We start from the raw sequence: 17,003 nt of genomic DNA on the forward strand, positions 1-17,003 counted from the left end.
CCGGCCCAGGGATCAGTTGCCTACGCGGAACTCCGTCTTGAGATGGACGGTGCTGCCCTTCTCGATCTTGCGGCCGGCCTTGGGGCTCTGCCCCGTGACCCGCTCCGCGAACCAGTTCGACCGGTCGGCGTTGAGCCCGAGGCGGTTGAGGATGCGCTCGGCGTCCGACCAGGACTTGCCCACCACGTTCGGGACCGTGACCATGACGCCGCTGCCGTCGCCGTCCCCGGAGTCGGCCTCCTGGGCGACGAAGAGCGTCACCGCCCCGCCGGCGTTCACCCGCTGGCCGGGGTCGGGCGACGAGCGGACCACATGACCGGGATCCACGCTGTCGCTGGCGACATTGCTCTGCTGGACCGTGAGGTTGAGGTTCAGCGAGTCGAGGCGCGCCTTGGCCTCGTCGAAGGTCATCCCGATGATGTCGCTGGGGACGGCGACCGAGGACGGCCCGCTGCTGAGCACGAGCTTCACCGACGTGCTCGGGTCGACGACCGCCCCGGCCGCGGGCTCGGTACGGATGACCTGGCCCTGCGGCACCGTGTCGCTCGCCTCGCTGCTGCGCCCGCCGTCCGCCAGCTTCGCCTCGGTCAGCTTCGGCAGTGCCTGGTCGACGGTCAGGCCGGCGAGGTCCGGCACGGTGGCCTTGGGGACGCCGGAGCTCAGCCGCAGCGTCACGACGGCGCCGTCGCTGACCGCGGCGCCATCCTTCGGGTCCTGCTCGACGACGTGCCCCTGCGGGATCTGGGCGCTGGCGATCTCCGCGCCGTAGGTGAAAGCCAGGCCGGCGTCGCGCAGGTCCTGCTCGGCGTCCGCCTTGGCCAGGCCGATCAGCTTTGGTACCTCGGGCTTCCCGCCGCCGACGAGCGACCGCAGCATGAGCACCCCGAGCACGAGGCACACGACGACCACCGCGGCGATGACGGCGGGGCCGACCGGCAGCCGCGAGCCGGGCCCCGACCGCTGGGCCCGCCGCCGCCCGCCCGAGGACGAGCCGGAGCCCGTGCCCAGCATGCTGGTCGGGGCGACCTGCGGCCCGGCGGGCGGCCGGGGCGGTGCCGGACGCGGCGGCGCCGCCAGCGGGCCGGTGAAGCCGGAGTGGTACTCCTCCCCGGCGTCCGGCGCCGGAAGGTAGGGCAGGATCGCGCGCAACTCGGCCAGCAGCGCGGCGCCGTCGGCCGGCCGGTGGTTCGGGTCGCGGGCGGTGGCCCGCAGCGTCAGCGCGTCCAGCTCGGCGGGGACGTCCGGCACGACCGTGGACGGCGCCGGCACGTCACCGTGCACCGACTGGTAGGCGACCGACATCGGCGTCTCACCGGTGTGCGGCAGGTTGCCGGTGATCATCTCGAACAGCATCACGCCGGCCGCGTAGACGTCGCTGCGCATGCCCGCGGTGCCGTGCGTGACCTGCTCGGGGGCCAGGTAGCCGACCGTCCCCATCACCACTCCGCCGGTGAGGGCCGCCGTGGGATTGGTGACCGGCCGGGCCAGGCCGAAGTCGGCGACCTTCACCCGGCCGTCGTCACCGAGCAGGATGTTCTCCGGCTTGATGTCGCGGTGGATGATGCCGGCCGCGTGCGCCGCGGCGAGCGCCTCGGCCACCGGCTCGAAGATCTCGACGACCTCGGCGACGGTGAGCCGCCCGCGCATCCCCAGGTGCTGGCGCAGCGAGCGCCCGCGGACCAGCTCCATCACCAGGTAGTGCAGGACACCGGCCGGGCTGGTGTCGGACCCCTGGTCGAGAATCGAGACGGCGCACGGCGTGTTCAGCCGCGCGACCGCGTTCGCCTCCCGGTGGAACCTGGCCACGAACTCCGGGTCGTGGCTGAGGTTCGGATGCATGATCTTGAGGGCGACGAACCGGTCGAGCCGGTTGTCATGGGCGACGTACACCGTCGCCATCCCGCCGACGGCGAGCCGCTCCTGGGCGGTGTACCGCCCGTCCAGGAGACGACCTATGACGGGGTCGGCCACGGTGGAATCCACATGCACAGTTTACGATCGGCCGCCCGATCGGCCAGACAGTGGTCTTACTGCGCAATTGGCTATGAGATGTACCCGAACGGGCGGGATGTTCGTCACAAAATCTGGAATTCCAGCCGTGCGTTCGATCCCCGGCCGCTCGGTCGGGGCCGGTCGATCTCGCGTGGGCGCGCCCTGTGACGCCGCGACGGGAGGCCGCTACGGGACGCGTTGTCTGTCCGGGTTCGCCGGAGCCGCTGGTCCGCCGCGCGCGGCGGCTTAGACTGTGGCGTGACCGGGGAGCCCGCGGACGCGGGCTGAGAGGCCGGCCAGCATGCCGCCGGCGACCCGCATAACCCGATCGCGGTCATGCGCGCGTGGGGAGGAACCATCTGATGACACAGCGGGTCACCGAGGTCCGACGCGAGCCGGACAAGTCCGACCATCCGGAGTCCGACCATTCGGAGCGCGGTCATCCCGACCCGTTCCGGATCGCCGGCACCGTCTACGCCAGCCGGCTCCTCGTCGGCACCGGCAAGTTCGCGAGCCATCCGGTCATGCGCGACAGCCTGGTCGCCTCGGGCGCGGACATCGTCACCGTCGCCCTGCGCCGGGTCGACCTGAGCCGCGCGGGGGAGGGCGACGTGCTCGACTTCGTCCCGGCCGGCATGACGCTGCTGCCGAACACCTCCGGCGCGCAGGACGCGGCCGAGGCGCTGCGGCTGGCCCGGCTCGGCCGCGCGGCGACCGGGACGTCCCTGGTGAAGCTGGAGGTCACGCCGGATCCGCGCACCCTCGCGCCGGACCCGATCGAGACGCTGCGCGCCGCCGAGCTGATGGTCGCCGACGGGTTCACCGTGCTTCCGTACTGCTCGGCCGACCCGGTGCTGGCACGCCGGCTCGAGGAGGCCGGCTGCGCCACGGTGATGCCGCTGGGCAGCTGGATCGGTTCCAACCGCGGCCTGCGCACCCGCGACGCGATCGAGGCGATCGTGGAGACCGCCGGGGTCCCGGTGGTGGTGGACGCCGGCATCGGCGCGCCCTCCGACGCCGCCGAGGCGATGGAGATCGGGGCGGACGCGGTGCTCGTCAACACGGCGATCGCGATCGCCGCCGACCCGGTCGCGATGGCCCGGGCCTTCGCGCTCGCGACCACCGCCGGGCGGATGGCCCACCTCGCCGGCAGACCGCGGGCGGGCAGCGCCACCGTGGCCGAGGCGTCCTCTCCGCTCACCGGTTTCCTGGGCGCGGTGCCCGGCGGCCTGCCCGGTCTGCCCGGCGGGGCCGGCTGATGGCCAGCCCGGCAGGGCTGTTCGCCCGCGAGCTCGCCGCGCTCGACATCCCGGCGCTCGCCCGTGTCTCGGTCGAGGCCGACGAGGCGCGGGTCGACGCCGTCCTGCGCCGGGCCGTCGCCGCCGGGCGGCCCGACGCCGGCGGCCGGCTGGACATCGCCGACCTCGCCGTCCTGCTGTCGCCGGCCGCGACCGGGCGGCTGGAGGAGCTGGCGCAGGCGGCACGGGAGACGACGCTGCGCCGGTTCGGCCGGGCGGTGCGGCTGTTCGCCCCGCTGTACGTGTCGAACGCCTGCCTGTCGTCCTGCACCTACTGCGGGTTCGCCAAGGGGCTGGAGGTGGCCCGGCGCACCCTGACGGTCGACGAGGCCGAGGCCGAGGCGCGCCTGCTGGCCGACCGCGGCTTCCGGCACATCCTGCTGGTCTCCGGGGAGCACCGCGTCGAGGTCTCCGCCGGGTACCTGGTGGACGTCGTCGAGCGGCTGCGGCCGTTCGTCCCCTCGATCTCGGTGGAGACCCAGACCTGGTCGGACGACACCTACAGCCGGCTGGTCGCGGCCGGGCTCGACGGCGTCGTCCACTACCAGGAGACCTACGACCGGGAGCGCTACGCGCAGGTGCACGTGGCCGGGTGGAAGCGCGACTACGACCGCCGGCTGTCCTCCTTCGAGCGGGCGGCCCGCGCCGGCGCCCGCCGCCTGGGCCTCGGCGTCCTGCTCGGCCTGGCGCCGGACTGGCGGGCCGACGTCCTCGCGCTCGCCGCGCACGCATCCTTCCTCGCCCGCCGCTTCTGGCGGACGGAGGTCTCGGTGGCGCTGCCGAGGATCAAGCCGAGTGCCAGTGGCTTCCCACCGACCGTCGTCGTCGGTGACGCCGAGTTCGTCCAGGCGCACGCGGCGCTGCGGCTGTTCGAGCCGGACGCGGCGATCTCGCTGTCGACCCGCGAGCCGGCGGCCCTGCGCGACGGCCTGGTCCGCATCGCGGTGACCACGATGAGCGCGGGCTCGTCCACCGAGCCCGGCGGGTACGGCCGGCCCGGGACGGCGCAGGAGCAGTTCTCCATCTCCGACGAGCGCTCCCCGGCGGACGTCGCCGCGATGCTGGTCGGCGCCGGCTACGAGCCCGTGTGGAAGGACGCCTTCCCGCTGGTCGACGCCACCGGCTGACCGACCGGCGATCCTCCGTCGCGGCGAGCCCGCGCCGCCCGCCGTTGTGGGCAGCGCGACTAGCGGGCGACACGGGACAGACCTGCCCAGTAGCCTCTCGGCCCATGGAGCGGGTGGGCTGATGGACCGTGTCGTCGTCGTCGGTGGCGGGCTGGCCGGAGGGCGAGCGGTCGTCGAGCTCCGCGCCCAGGGCTTCGCGGGCACGATCGCGTTGGTGGGCGCGGAGGAGCATCGGCCGTACGACCGGCCGCCGCTGTCGAAGGCGGTGCTGTCGGGGCGGACGGACGACACCACGCTGCCCTTCGACCTCGACGGCGTGGAGCTCCTGCTCGGCCGGCACGCGACCGGGCTGCGCCCGGGTGTGCTGGAGACCGACGGCGGCGCCGTCGAGTTCGACGGGCTGGTGCTCGCGACCGGCGCCGCCCCGGTGCGGCTGCCCGGCCCCGGCGAGCAGCGGGTGCTGCGCACCATCGACGACGCCCTCGCGCTGCGCGAGGCGCTGACCCCGGGTACCCGGCTGGCCATCGTCGGCGCGGGCTGGATCGGCGCCGAGGTCGCCACGCACGCGGCGTCCGCCGGCGCGGCCGTGACCGTCGTCGAGGCCGGCTCCGCGCCGCTGCTCGCGCTGGGCGCCGAGATCGGCGGGTACACGGTCCCCTGGTACGCCAAGGTAGGGATCGACCTGCGGCTCGGTGTCGCGGTCGACGAGATCCGGGCGGACGGGCTCGCGCTGGCCGGGGGCGAGTTCGTGCCCGCCGACGTGGTGGTCGTGGGAGTCGGCGTCCGCCCGGACGTCGCCTGGCTGGAGTCGTCGGCTCTGCCGCTGGACCGCGGCGTCGTCGTCGACGAATGGCTGTCGGCGGTGCCCGGCGCCAGGGCGGCCGACGCCGGCGGGCCGGGCGCGGCCGGCGGGGCCGGCGGCTACCGGCCGGATTCGGTCGTCGCGGTGGGGGACTGCGCCGCGTGGTGGTCCCGGCGTTACGACCGCCGGTTGCGCGTCGAGCACTGGGAATGCGCCCAGGAGTCGCCGCGGGTCGCTGTCGCGACCCTGCTGCGTTCGCTGGCCGGCGGTGACGGGCCGGCGCAGGCCGGCGACCAGGCCGAGATCTACGATCCCGTCCCGTACTTCTGGTCGCAGCAGTTCGGGCGCATGATCCAGTTCGCCGGGATGCCCGGCGCGGACAGCACGCTGGTGCTGCGGGGGGATCCGACCGCCGTCGCGCCGGAGGGCGCGAAGCGGGCGCCGGGCTGGTCGGCGGGCTGGTTCGCCCCGGACGGCGAGCTGGTCGCTCTGGTGACCGTCGCCCGACCACTGGACATGGTCGCCGGCCGGCGGATGCTGCTCGCTGGCGTGGCGCCGGACGTCGAGCGGTTCGCGGACCCCGCGGTCGCGCTGAAGGAGCTCCAGCCCGCGCAGCCGGTGTGAGACGGGCGGCCGCCGGCCGCTCCGGCGGCCGGCGGTCTTTGTCGTGCCCGTAGTTGCCTACTTTCCGTAACGATACTGTTTACTTTTTGTCGTGGAGTGCGTGGCGTGCTCGCGTGTCGTGAACCCACTGTTCCCGTCCGGGTGGGTTCTGACTAAAGTGCCCCCCGTGCCACGCATTCACCTGGTGTCGAACCTTCCCGGCGTGAATGCGCTCGGTGATCATCTACGGGCCGCCGGGCTCGGGCCGACGTCGGCCCGCTCGGCCGACGCGCTGCTCGTCCTCATCGACCGCCCGCTCGACCACGTCGAGCAGGAGCTGCTCGACCGGGCCCGGCAGTCCGTGCCCGTCCTGCTGGCCGGGCCGACCGTCCGGTCGCTGTCGCCGGACAGCCCGCTCATCGACGCCTCCGGGCTCACCCCCGGCCGGGTGACGCCCCCCTACGACCTGCCGCTGATCCCCGGGCCGGACGGCGCCGCCGTGGCCGCCCGCCTCGGGGACTTCCGGCCCCGGGAGTCCTGGGTCGTCCCGGAGAAGGTGGCCGAGGACGTCGAACGGCTGCTCATGGTGCGCCACGAGATGGGGGAGCACCCGATCTGCACCTGGCGGCCGTCCACCGGCCTGGGCATCTTCACCCTCGGGGCCGGCGAGGAACTGCTCGCCGATCCCCGCTACCAGCGGCTCGTCGGCCGCTGGCTGCGCCACGCGCTCGGCGTGACCGACGCCGGGCCGGTCAAGGTCGGGCTCATCGGCGCCCCGGACGTCTTCGGTGTGCACATCGACGCCGTCGACGCCGTCGAGGGCCTGGAGCTGGCCGCCCTCTGCGACGGCGGGATGGCCCGCCCGCCCGGCCAGGACACCGACCGGCCGGGCCGCCGGGTCGACGACCCCGACGACCTGGTCAACGACCCCGAGCTCAACCTGGTGATCGTCGCGACCCCCACCCACACCCATGTCGAGTGGGCCCGCCGCGCGCTCGAGGCCGGCAAGCAGGTGGTCGTGCACGCCCCGATGTGCCTGTCGACCCACGAGGTGGACGAGCTGACCGAGCTCGCCCAGAGCCGCTCGCTGCTGCTCGCCGTCTACCCCGACGGCCGGGACGACCCAGGTCACCGGGCGATGCGCACGGCCGTGCACCGCGGGGACGTCGGCGAGGTGATGTGGATCGACGTCTTCTCCGGTGGCCTGCGGCGGCCCGCCGGCACCTGGCACGACGACGAGCGGATCAGCGGCGGGCTGATCTTCGACCGGGGCGCCGTGCAGCTCGGCCGCGTCCTCGATCTCGTCGACGACCAGGTCGAGTGGGTCAGCGCCTTCGGGCACAAGCGGGTGTGGCACCACGTCACGAACGCCGACCACGCCCGGGTGCTCCTCCACTTCGCCGGCGGCTGCGAGGCCCAGGTGACGATCTCGGACGTGTCCGCCGCCGCGCGGCCCGGCACCCAGGTGCTCGGCAGCAACGGCTCGTTGCTCGCCCGCGACGCCCGCGACGCCCGCGACGCCCGCGACGCCCGCGACGGCCACGGCGGGGCGCCGCGGTCACCGCGGCTGCTCGCCCACGACGGGACGCGCACCGCGCTGCCGACCGGGCCGCACGACGCCACGAGGTTCCATCGCGAGCTCGCGGACTGCCTGGTCGCCGGCTGGCCACTGGCCGAGCACCAGCCGGAGGACGCCCGCCGGCTGGTCGCGGTGCTCGAGGCGGCCCGCAGGTCGGCGGCGGCCGGCGGCGCGCAGATGGCGCCCGGCTGACCAACCCGGCACAAGGTGTTTACTCTTGACCATGGATTGGCTGAACGTGCCCGACGTGGCCGAGGGTCTGGGAGTGCCCGTCACCCGGGTGCGCCAGATGGTGCGCGACCGTACTCTCCTGGCGAGGCGGGTGGACGGCGTGCTCAAGGTGCCCGCGGCGTTCATCCAGGACGGCGCGGTGGTCAAGGGCCTGCCCGGGTTGCTCACGCTGCTCTTCGACGCCGGCTACAACGACGACGAGGCCCTCGACTGGCTGTTCCGGGAGGATCCGAGCCTGCCGGGCACCCCGGTCCAGGCGCTGGCCGAGAACCGCGGCAAAGAGGTCAGGCGGCGCGCGCAGGCGCTGGGGTTCTGAACCGGGCCGGCCCGCCGAACCCGCCCGGCCAGGGGCGCCCGCTCCCGTAGGGTCGGGTGCATGGCCGATCGTCCGAACCGGGCGGAGCTCGATCCGTCCCCGGGACCAGCAGCCGTCAGCACCGCCCCGGCCGATGGCCCGGGCGGCGCGCGGATCGTCGTCAACGGGCAGCCGCGGGAGGTGCCCGCCGGGCTCGCCCTGCCGGACCTGCTCGTCCAACTCGGGCTGCGGCCCGGCTCGGTGGTCGTGGAACTGCGCGGCACCGCGCTCACCCCGTCGGAGATGCCTTCGGTCCACCTGGCCGACGGCGACACCCTGGAGATCGTCCGTGCCGTCGCCGGGGGCTGAGTCGCTGCGCGCGCGTCGGATGGCCCGCCTCCTCGACGCCCGCCTGTACCTGTGCACCGCGCGTCGCGGCGACGAGGGAAGCTTCCTCGAGGACGTGCTCGGCCTGCCGGGCGCGCCCGCCGTCGACCTCGTCCAGCTCCGGGAGAAGGGGCTGGAGTGGCGCGAGGAGCTCGCCGGGCTGGCCCGGATGCGGGAGGCCGCGGACCGGGTCGGTGCCCTGGTCAGCGCCAACGACCGGGCCGACGTCGCCGCCTTCGCGGGCGTCGACATCCTGCATGTGGGGCAGGACGACATCCCGCCTCGGCTGGCGCGGACCATCGTCGGGGCGGACGCGCTCATCGGGCTGTCCACGCACGATCCCGAGCAGTTCCTGGCCGCGCTCGCGGACCCGGACGTCGACTACGTGTGCGTCGGCCCGGTGCACGCCACGCCGACCAAGGAGGGCCGTCCACCGGTCGGGATGGGCCTGCCGCGGCTCGCCGCGCGGCACGCCCCGCCGTTCGAGCCGGGGGCCAAACCCTGGTTCGTCACCGGCGGTGTGGACGCGCGGACCCTGGACGCCATCCTCGAGACCGGCGCGCGCCGGGTCGTGGTGGTGCGGGGCATCACCGAGGCCGCGGATCCGGGAGCCGCCGCCACCGCGCTCGCCGAACGCCTGCGCTCGGCCTGACCGGGGGAGGGCGTCCGCGGTGAGCCGCCTCGGTCACTTCGGCGGTCTGGGCCACTTCAGCTACCTCGCGGTGCTGCTGGGGTGCCTGGTGGCGACGGCGCCGCTGGAGATCCTGCTGCGGACGAGGGTGTATGCGCGCCCCCGCCGCCTCCTGCTGTCGGTGGCGCCGGTGCTGGTCGTCTTCGTCGGGTGGGATCTGTACGCGATCGCGCGCGGCCACTGGGCGTTCGACCCGCGGCGCACCACCGGGGTGCTGCTGCCCGGCGGCCTCCCGCTCGACGAGGTCCTCTTCTTCGTCGTGGTCCCCGTGTGTGCCGTGCTCGCGCTGGAGGCCGTGCGCGCCGTCACCGGCTGGCAGGCGGGCGACGAGCGGGCCGGCGACAGGCCGGTGGACGGGGCCCGCGGGCCGGGATGAGCTACACCGCGCTGGCCGTCGTGGGCGTCGCCGTGAGCGTGCTGCTGGACCTGCGGATCCTGCGTACCCGGCTGCTCACCCGCCGGCTGTTCTGGACGGCCTACGCGATCATCGTCTTCTTCCAGCTCGTCACGAACGGCATCCTGACCGGCTTCGACATCGTCGTGTACGACCCGGACGCGATCGCCGGGCCCCGCCTCGTGTTCGCGCCGGTCGAGGACCTGCTGTTCGGGTTCGCGTTGGTAACCCAGACGCTGGTGTGGTGGGTTTGGTGGGGACTTCGTCACGGAAACGAGTGAATCGGGGTCCTGTATCCACTTTTGGGCCTACGCTCGGACCCAATGGAACAACGGATGGCGGACGAGATCAGTCCCGCTGGCCGGCACCGTTCTCCCTGGGGTCGCTCCAAACGGATCCTCCCCATCCGGTGGGGGCGGGTCGCGGCCGCGGTGGGAGCCGCGGCGGCCCTGGCCACGACCCTGTTCCTGATCCACAACAGCGGGTCGGGGCCGGCGTCCGCGGTGCGGAACCCGGCCGGTGCGCGGACCAGCATCGTCGTGTCGACCTCCGTCGCGTCCCCGCCGATTCCCTCGCCGACGGCGAACGGCCCCGTCCCCGTCGGGGCGTTCGGGGCATCCGGGCCGCCCGAGCCCGTGGAGAGCTCCGGGGTCTCGGCGTCTCCCGAACCGTCCCAGGCGGGCGGCACGTCCGCGCCGGCTCGCCCGGGAGCGGGCACGGGCGTCCCGCGCGGGACCCCGCCGGCCGGGCCGGCGATCGGGCTGAGCCGCACCGACGTCGACTTCGGCGAGGTGGAGTCGACGATCAGGCTCGACGTGCTCGGCGTCGGGACGTCACCGGCGCGCGTGCGCGTTGGCGACACGCCCGGGTGGGTCAGCGTCGTCCCGGGGCGGGACGTCGTCGATCCGGGCGCGCAGGTGCCGCTCGTGGTCACCCTCGACCGGGCGGTGGCTCCGCCGGGCTCAATCGACCTGGACGTCCCGGTCTCGGCCGTCGACGGCTCCGGCGGCGGGAACCTGCGGATCACCGCGCGGGTCTCCGGGGCGCCGGGGCTCAGCGGCGTCTCGGCCGCGCCGACCACGATCCTCCCCAGCGGCTGCGCCGGTGATCAGGGCACCACGCAGGCGACAGTGACCGCCACGGTCGTCGACCCGACGGGCGTCCTAGGCGTCGAGGTGCGCACCCGGGTGCCGGACGGACAGGCCACCACCACCCCGCTCCAACTGGGCACGGCGGTGAACGACCGGTCGACCTGGTCCGGGCCGATCGGGCCGGTGCCGGCGGCGGGGACGATCACCTACACCGTGGTGGCGACCGACCTCGACGGCCGGAGCTCGACGACCGACGGGTCCGTCGAGGTGCGCCCCTGCCCGGCCGGCTGACCGCCGGAGGCCTGCGGCTGACCGCTGGAACGGCGCCGCCCGGCTCGGGGGGTGCCGGGCGGCGCGGGCTCATGGTCTCATCCGCCGTGCGCGGGACCAAGGCTCCGTGCGGACTCGATGCTCACGGTCCCGTATGCGCGTTCGCGGCGGCGGGACCGGACCGGTCCCCGTTCGTGGCGGCGATGGCCTCCCGGCCGGTCCCGGCCGGCGCTGATCTCGTGGCTGGCACTGATGCCGTGGCCGGCGGGCCGGGTGCTGTCCGCCGGAACAGGCGGCTGGCGGTGATCACTCCGGCCGCGCCGCCCGCGGCGACGTCCGGCGGGGTCAGTCCCGGGCGCAGTCGTTCCTGTACCCGCAGGTACTTCATCCCGGCCCGCAGGTCGGCGTCGTTGCGGAGCCGGATGACGAGGGTGAAGGCGCTCAGCGCGGTGGTGTCGAACAGGCCGGTGGTGTAGATCAGCTGCACTCCGAGCCGGTCGGCCACCGCGAGCTGCAGGTCCAGCAGGTAGGCGGCGCTGGCCCGTCCGATCGGGTTGTCGAGGAAGAGCACGCCGGCGTGCCGGGCGCGCAGCCGTCCACGGTCGTTGGCCCGCAGCGCGGCCATGGTGCAGTACAGGATGATCGCCGCGGTGAGCTGCTGGCCGCCGGAGAACACGTCGCCGAGCTGGGAGACCCGCACCCGTTCGGTGCGCAGCACCGCGTCCGGCTTGAGGATCTCGACCCGCACCCCGCCCGGGAGCGCGGCGCGGACGCCGCGCAGCAGCAGCGTCATGCCGTCCCGGCGGGCACCGGCCGTACCGGGCCCGCCGGGGGAGCCCGCGACGGTACCTGTGGACGCCGGCCCTGAGGTGGCCGAACCGCGCGCGGCGGCGTCCACCACCTCGCCGAGCGCGTCGGTGAGCGCCACCGGGTCCGGCTCGGCGAAGGTGATGCGCAGGAACTCCTGGCCCGACCAGTCGCCGAGCCGGTCGGGTAGCCGGGACAGCCGCTGCGCCGAGCGCAGCGTGCCCAGCGAGGCCCGCACCATGCCCTCGAGCCGGGCCACGATCGCGGCCCGGTTGCGGCCGATGTGCGCCAGGTCGTCGTCGAGGCTGCGCAGGCGCGGCGCGAGAGCCGCGGCCCAGTCGGCGGCGTTCGCGGCCACGGCGTCCCGGCCGGCCCGCACCATCTGCCGGCGGGCCGGCGAACGGACGGACTCGAACCGGTCGGTGGCTGCCCAGGCCGCCACGGCGTCGGCGGCGGCCCGCACCCGTCCCGCCGCCTCGCCGTGCGCCGCCACCGCCTGCCGCCAGGACGACCGCAGCTCGCGGGCCATCGCCGTGGCCGCGGCCGTGTCCCCGTCGAACGCCTCCACGCCGCCCGGCCATCCGGCGGAGCCAGCCGGCGCGGCAACGGCGCCGTCGCCGCGTCCGACGCTGGTGCTCGTGGCGTCTCCGGCATCGATGCCCGCGCGGCCTCCGGCGTCGGCGTCCGCACGCTCGCCGACGCCGGTGTCGGAACGCTCGCCGGCACCCGCCCGCTCGCTCGTGCCGGCTACGGCCGACTCGGCGTCCGCGCGCAGCTCGGACAGCGTCTCGGTGACGAGACCGAAGGCGTCCACCTCACGTTCGTGCGCCGCGGCGTGGCGCTCCAGCTCGTCCAGCGCGGCCCGGGCCGCCCGGACGGCGGCCTCCGACTCGTGCAGCGCCTCGACGGCGGCCCGGTGCGCGTCCCGCGACTGCTCCATCGTGGTGGGGCCCTCGTCCCGCGCGAGTGGCCGCGCTCCGGCGTCGGCCACCTCGGCGGCGGTGTGGCGCAGCTCCTGCCGCAGTCCACCGAGCCGCTCCCGCGCCGCGTCGAGCTCGCGGCCGAGGTCGGCCGCGACGCGCCGGGACGCGGCCTGGGCGGTCGCCCGCGCTGCCGCGTCGCCGCCGTTCGGACCGGCCAGCAGCGCCGCCGAGCGGGTGCGGACGGCGGCGGGCAGCCCCTCCACGGCACCGCGTGCCGCCGCCTGCGCCCGCCGCGCGCGATCCAGCTCGCCGCGGAGGTCCGCACCCACCTCGACCTGTGCGTACGCCCGCTCGGCCGACTCGTAGACAGCGCGCAGCAGCGGAACCTGCGGCGGCCCGCCCGCTCCGGGCCCGGCTCCGTGGCCGTCCCCGGCGCCGTCCGCGCCGTGGACGTCGGTGTTGATGTCGCCGCTGTCGACGTCGGCGCTGTCGATGTCTCCGCCGCCGACCACCTCGGCCGACTCCGCCCGCGCCACCCGGGCGTTGCGCGCGGCGTCGTCGGCCCGCCGCAGCGCGTCCTGCGCCGCCGCCCGCGCTGCCGCGGCCCGGGCGCGGTGCTCCTCGGCCTCGGTGGACCGCTCGGCCGCGGTCGCCTCCAGCCGCGTGATCTCGCTGTCGGCTCCCACCGACTCCCCGACGGCGCGGACGAGCAGGTCGAGCGCGGCGGCGCGGGCCGTGCGCTCCTCCTCCACCGCACGCAGGCGTTCGACCTCGGCGACCGCCCGCTCGGCGGCGCGGACGGCCTCCCCGACCAGCTCGCGGGCGGCCGCCAGCGCGTTCTCGGCGACGTCGACCGCGTCCTGGCCGGCGCGGGCGGCGGCACGCAGCCCCGCGACCCGTCCCGGCGGGTTGGACCGGCGCCAGCCGGCGACCGCCGCGGCGAGCTCGCGGTCAGCCCGCGCCCGCGCGCTCAGCTCGGCCGCCTGCGCGCTGCGCTCCTCGTGTCGACGCCGGACGGACTCCCGCTCGGCCGCGGCGGCGGCCCGGTCGTACAGCGCCGGGTTCGGTGGGACGAGGAACGCCCGCCCGCGAAGAGGGCCCGCGAGGTCGGCGTTGTCAGGGCGGTCGATGTGGTGAGCGTGGTCGGTGTGGCTGGGCGACGCCGCGTCCGACAGCAGCTCGGCGGCACCGACGACGATCGCGCAGTCGGGGAGCAGCCGAGCCGCGGCCAGCGCGGCGTGCGCCGCGCCGACGTCCCAGCCGGCCGGCACGACGACGCCGTCCACCAGATCGGGGCGGGCCGCGAGCACGCGCTCACGTTCGGTCGCGGCGACCGCCCGGGAGAGGTGCTGCCATCCGGAGACCGCGGGGATGCCGGCCCGGGTCAGCACCGCGAGGACGTCACCGACCGCCGGTCGCGCCGGCCGCAGGTCCCCGTCGCCGAGCGCGTTGAGCACCCGCAGGTCCGCCTCCGCGTCGACGGACAGCGCCAGCTGGCGTTCCTCGGCGGCCAGGACCGCCGCCGCGAGTGCGTCCAGCGCGGCGGGCGCGTCGGTGTCCAGGTTCACCGCGTCGAGGTGGTGCGCGGCATCGAGCTGGTCCGGCTTGTCCGGTCCGGTGCCGAGGCCCAGCAGGGCGGCGATCCGGCCGTCGGCGGTCAGCGCGCGTGCCCCGGCCAGTGCCTGCTCGAGCTCGCTCGTGAGCCGGGTGAGCTCGGCGCGCGCGGTGTCCAGCTCGCGTTCGGCGGCGCGGGCGCCGTCCTGGGCCCGTTCCCGGTCCGTGGAGCGGGTCGCGGCCGCGAGCGCGTCCTGGACGGCGGCGCGCGCCTCCTCCGCCGCACGCGCGGCCTCGGCGGCCGCCGACCGGGGATCGATGTCAGCGGAGGGGAGCAGGCCGTCCCGGACCGCCTCGGCCAGCACCCGCGCGGACCGGGCGCGTCGCTCGCGCAGCGCCGCCGCGCCCGCGCGTGCCGTGGCCGCGCCGTCGGCGGCGGCACGGTCCGCCGCCGCGGCCGCCGCGGCGGCCAGCTCGTGGGCCGCGGCGGCCGCGCGCGCGCGGCGCTCCTCCGCGACGGCGGCCGCCGCGCGGCGGGGCCACCCCCCGCCCAGGGCCCGGGCGGCGGCGGCCCGGTCGGCCAGGGCCGGCGCCGAGCGGGACTCGGCCTCCTCGACGAGCCGGGTCAGCCGCTCGGCCTCGCTCGAGGCGGCCGCGTGCCGGAGGACGTCCTCGGCGGCGCGCCACGCGTCCAGCTCCTCGTTGGCCTCCGCGAAACGCTCGACGAGCTCGTCGCGGGTCGCCTCGGCCTCGGCCAGCCGCAGCTCGGCGACTCGCAGCCGCGCCGCGAGCTCGATGTCGACCGCGCGCCGCCGGGCCCGCTCGGCCTCCTCGACGGCGTCCCGGCCGGACTGGCCGCGGGCACCCAGCTCGACCGCCCCCACACGGTCGAGCGCGATCCGCGCCTCGACGGCCCCGGCCGCGCCGCGCACCGTCGTCAGCAGCGCCCGCAGCCCCGCCGCGGACTCCACGCGCGCCCCGACCGCCTCGACCAGCGGGTTGAGCCGTTCGAGCGCGCCGGCGACGAACTCCCGCTCGGCGTCGAGTGCCGCCCGCTCGGCGAGCTTCGCCGCGTAGCCGTCGACGACCTCGGCGACGCCGGCGGGATCCTCCGGCGGGGTGACGGCGCGTAGCAGGAAGTCGACGAACTGCTCGTCACTGTTGAACGCGAAGGCCTCCGCGGCCTCTCCCTCGCCCGCGTTCATCGCCCGCTGGTAGCGGAACAGCTCCGGGTCCAGGCCGATGGCGTCGAGGTTCTCGCTCCAGGCGCCCTGGTTCGTCTCCCAGGTCATCGCCAGTTTCGGGTCCGCCGCGCCGGCCTCGGCCAGCCGGGTGCGGAAGCCGGCGAGCGTGATCAGCCGTCCGTCGCGGACGAGGGGGAGGCTGGCGATGTCCAGCTCCGCGCTCGGCCGGAAGGAGTACCAGGCCTCGGCGAGGCGGGACGCGTCCCCCGTCGCCCGCCCGCGCCACTCGCTGACCTTGCCGGTGACGACCCGCTCCCCGGTGACGGCGTGCTGCCACTCGCAGACGACATGCCCGCAGTCCCGGGCGAGGACGAAGTTGTCCAGCACACGGCCGTTCGAGGTGCCCACGACCTGCCGCCGGCCGGGGAGCACCACCGAGAAGATCAACTTCATCAGGACGCTCTTGCCGCCGCCGTTCTCCAGGAACAGCACAGACGCGGGCGACGGCCGGACCGGCCGGCTCGACTGGCCAGCCTGACCAGGCTGAACGGCCGGTACGGCGGTGTCGGTCACCCCGCCGGCAGCGACAGCGCCGGGAGTCCTCGGGCTGGGTGTGCTCCCGTCGGACGGGGGCGCGCCGCCGGCCCGTTGTGCCGTGTCCTCACTGTTACCGTCCGTCTCCGGGACGGCCACGCCGGCGCTGAAGAGCGCATCCTGGCGGTGTCCGGTGACCGGCGCTCCCACCCCGGAGAAGTCGAGAAGAACATCGCCGAACCGCGCCCCGGGCGGCCCGATCGAATGGAGTCGCACCTTGGAGAGCTCAAACATCGTCCGCCTCCGGTGCCACGCGCTGTGGCCCGCTCGTTCTGCCTGCCTCGGTTCCGGGCAGGACGGGCTCGGCCGCGAGCACCCGGACACCCCCCGAGCCGTCGGCCACCGTCACGACGCCGAGGTCGAGCAGTTCCTCGAGCGCCGCGTCGGCCGCCAGCTCGCGCACCTGTATCTGGTAGCGCGCCGTGGTGCGAAACGTGCCGCCGGCCTGCTCACTCACCGGCACCAGGCAGCCGGAGTCGGCGAGGAAGCCCATCGCCCGGGCGATGATCCCGGTGGTCGACCCGGCGAGCCGGCGGGCGTCGCGGGTCGTCCCCGCCGCCGGGCGGCGCGAGTACAGGCGCCAGGCGGCCTCGAGTGTCCGTCGGCCGTCCCCCGGGTCGGTCTCGGTGTCCGGGTCGGCGGCGACCCGCTCCTCGAGCAGCCGGCAGGCCTCGCGGACGAACGCGTCCACGCCCTCGACACTGACCCGGCCCACATAGGAGTCGTCGAGCAGATCAGCCGGGCGGGGGAACGCGAGCGCGGCGACGGCGAGCTGCGCGACCGCGTGCAGGAGGCGCTCGGCCGACCGGTGCTCACCGCCAGCCCGCCGCGCGTAGTCCGTCATCCGGACGGTGAAGGCGGAGTCCTCAGCTCCCGCGACCACCAGGCCCGCCCGCTCGGCCACGTCCAGGACGACCAGCCCGAGACCACCGGCGACAGCCTGGGTCAGCGCCGCGAACTCCTGGTCCCGCAGATGCCGGCGCACGAGCTCGGCGTACGTCCCGTCCCGTGCCGGCACCAGCTTCGGCCGCAGGCCATAGGCGATCAGGCGGGCCGCGTCGAACGCGTCGCCGTGCTCGCGCCGGGCATCCCGCTCGGGGGTAGTGGGGGCCTCGAGACGAGGGCTGGCCGCGCCCGGGGTGTGCTCCAGCGTGGCGATGGGCTCATGGGTGGCTGTCACG

Annotated in this window: 13 protein-coding genes and 1 riboswitch; of the genes, 10 read left to right on the plus strand and 3 right to left on the minus strand. The window is 75.7% G+C overall.

The features are described 5' to 3' along the window. Nucleotides 1-12 precede the first annotated feature (12 nt). Nucleotides 13-1,971, minus strand: a complete 1,959-nt coding sequence (gene pknB / locus MXD62_RS16350; protein WP_248830112.1) for a Stk1 family PASTA domain-containing Ser/Thr kinase — start codon at nt 1,969-1,971, stop codon at nt 13-15. A gap of 274 nt (nt 1,972-2,245) precedes the next feature. After that, nucleotides 2,246-2,360: riboswitch (TPP riboswitch) on the plus strand. Here pknB and MXD62_RS16355 point away from each other — a divergent pair. The 10 genes from MXD62_RS16355 to MXD62_RS16400 all read left to right on the plus strand — a co-directional run bounded on the left by MXD62_RS16355 (nt 2,355) and on the right by MXD62_RS16400 (nt 10,781). Next, nucleotides 2,355-3,251, plus strand: coding sequence for a thiazole synthase (locus tag MXD62_RS16355; protein ID WP_248830113.1), 897 nt, complete (start codon nt 2,355-2,357; stop codon nt 3,249-3,251). Its footprint overlaps the riboswitch before it by 6 nt. Then, the gene (gene thiH / locus MXD62_RS16360) at nt 3,251-4,417 is read left to right on the plus strand and encodes a 2-iminoacetate synthase ThiH (protein WP_112105915.1); all 1,167 of its coding nucleotides are present in this window, start codon (nt 3,251-3,253) and stop codon (nt 4,415-4,417) included. Before MXD62_RS16355 ends, thiH begins: the two co-directional genes overlap by 1 nt. Before the next feature lie 121 nt (nt 4,418-4,538). Further along, on the plus strand, nt 4,539-5,843 hold the full coding sequence (locus MXD62_RS16365) for an FAD-dependent oxidoreductase (RefSeq protein ID WP_248830114.1): 1,305 nt from the start codon (nt 4,539-4,541) through the stop codon (nt 5,841-5,843). 166 nt (nt 5,844-6,009) lie between these two features. Continuing rightward, nucleotides 6,010-7,593, plus strand: a complete 1,584-nt coding sequence (locus MXD62_RS16370) for a Gfo/Idh/MocA family protein (protein WP_248830115.1) — start codon at nt 6,010-6,012, stop codon at nt 7,591-7,593. Between the two features lie 31 nt (nt 7,594-7,624). Further along, nucleotides 7,625-7,948, plus strand: a complete 324-nt coding sequence (locus tag MXD62_RS16375; protein WP_248830193.1) for an Rv2175c family DNA-binding protein — start codon at nt 7,625-7,627, stop codon at nt 7,946-7,948. 60 nt (nt 7,949-8,008) lie between these two features. Then, the gene (gene thiS, locus MXD62_RS16380; RefSeq protein ID WP_248830116.1) at nt 8,009-8,296 is read left to right on the plus strand and encodes a sulfur carrier protein ThiS; all 288 of its coding nucleotides are present in this window, start codon (nt 8,009-8,011) and stop codon (nt 8,294-8,296) included. Continuing rightward, entirely contained in the window at nt 8,277-8,966 is a 690-nt protein-coding gene (locus tag MXD62_RS16385; protein ID WP_248830117.1) for a thiamine phosphate synthase, read from the plus strand. The genes thiS and MXD62_RS16385 overlap by 20 nt, the downstream gene beginning before the upstream one ends. 46 nt (nt 8,967-9,012) lie before the next feature. Next, nucleotides 9,013-9,381, plus strand: a complete 369-nt coding sequence (locus tag MXD62_RS16390; protein WP_248830194.1) for a lycopene cyclase domain-containing protein — start codon at nt 9,013-9,015, stop codon at nt 9,379-9,381. Continuing rightward, nucleotides 9,378-9,680, plus strand: a complete 303-nt coding sequence (locus tag MXD62_RS16395; protein WP_020459451.1) for a lycopene cyclase domain-containing protein — start codon at nt 9,378-9,380, stop codon at nt 9,678-9,680. The genes MXD62_RS16390 and MXD62_RS16395 overlap by 4 nt, the downstream gene beginning before the upstream one ends. 54 nt (nt 9,681-9,734) lie before the next feature. Beyond that, nucleotides 9,735-10,781, plus strand: a complete 1,047-nt coding sequence (locus MXD62_RS16400; RefSeq protein WP_248830118.1) for a hypothetical protein — start codon at nt 9,735-9,737, stop codon at nt 10,779-10,781. 121 nt (nt 10,782-10,902) lie between these two features. On the opposite strand, the gene MXD62_RS16405 is transcribed toward MXD62_RS16400, so the two are convergent. Next, nucleotides 10,903-16,056, minus strand: a complete 5,154-nt coding sequence (locus tag MXD62_RS16405) for a hypothetical protein (RefSeq protein WP_248830119.1) — start codon at nt 16,054-16,056, stop codon at nt 10,903-10,905. Continuing rightward, complete coding sequence (locus MXD62_RS16410; RefSeq protein ID WP_248830120.1) at nt 16,049-17,002, minus strand: hypothetical protein; 954 nt, start codon at nt 17,000-17,002, stop codon at nt 16,049-16,051. The genes MXD62_RS16405 and MXD62_RS16410 overlap by 8 nt, the downstream gene beginning before the upstream one ends. Nucleotide 17,003 lies beyond the last annotated feature (1 nt).

The sequence above is a fragment of the Frankia sp. Mgl5 genome, assembly GCF_023242985.1.
In the GTDB taxonomy this organism is placed as follows: domain Bacteria; phylum Actinomycetota; class Actinomycetes; order Frankiales; family Frankiaceae; genus Parafrankia; species Parafrankia soli.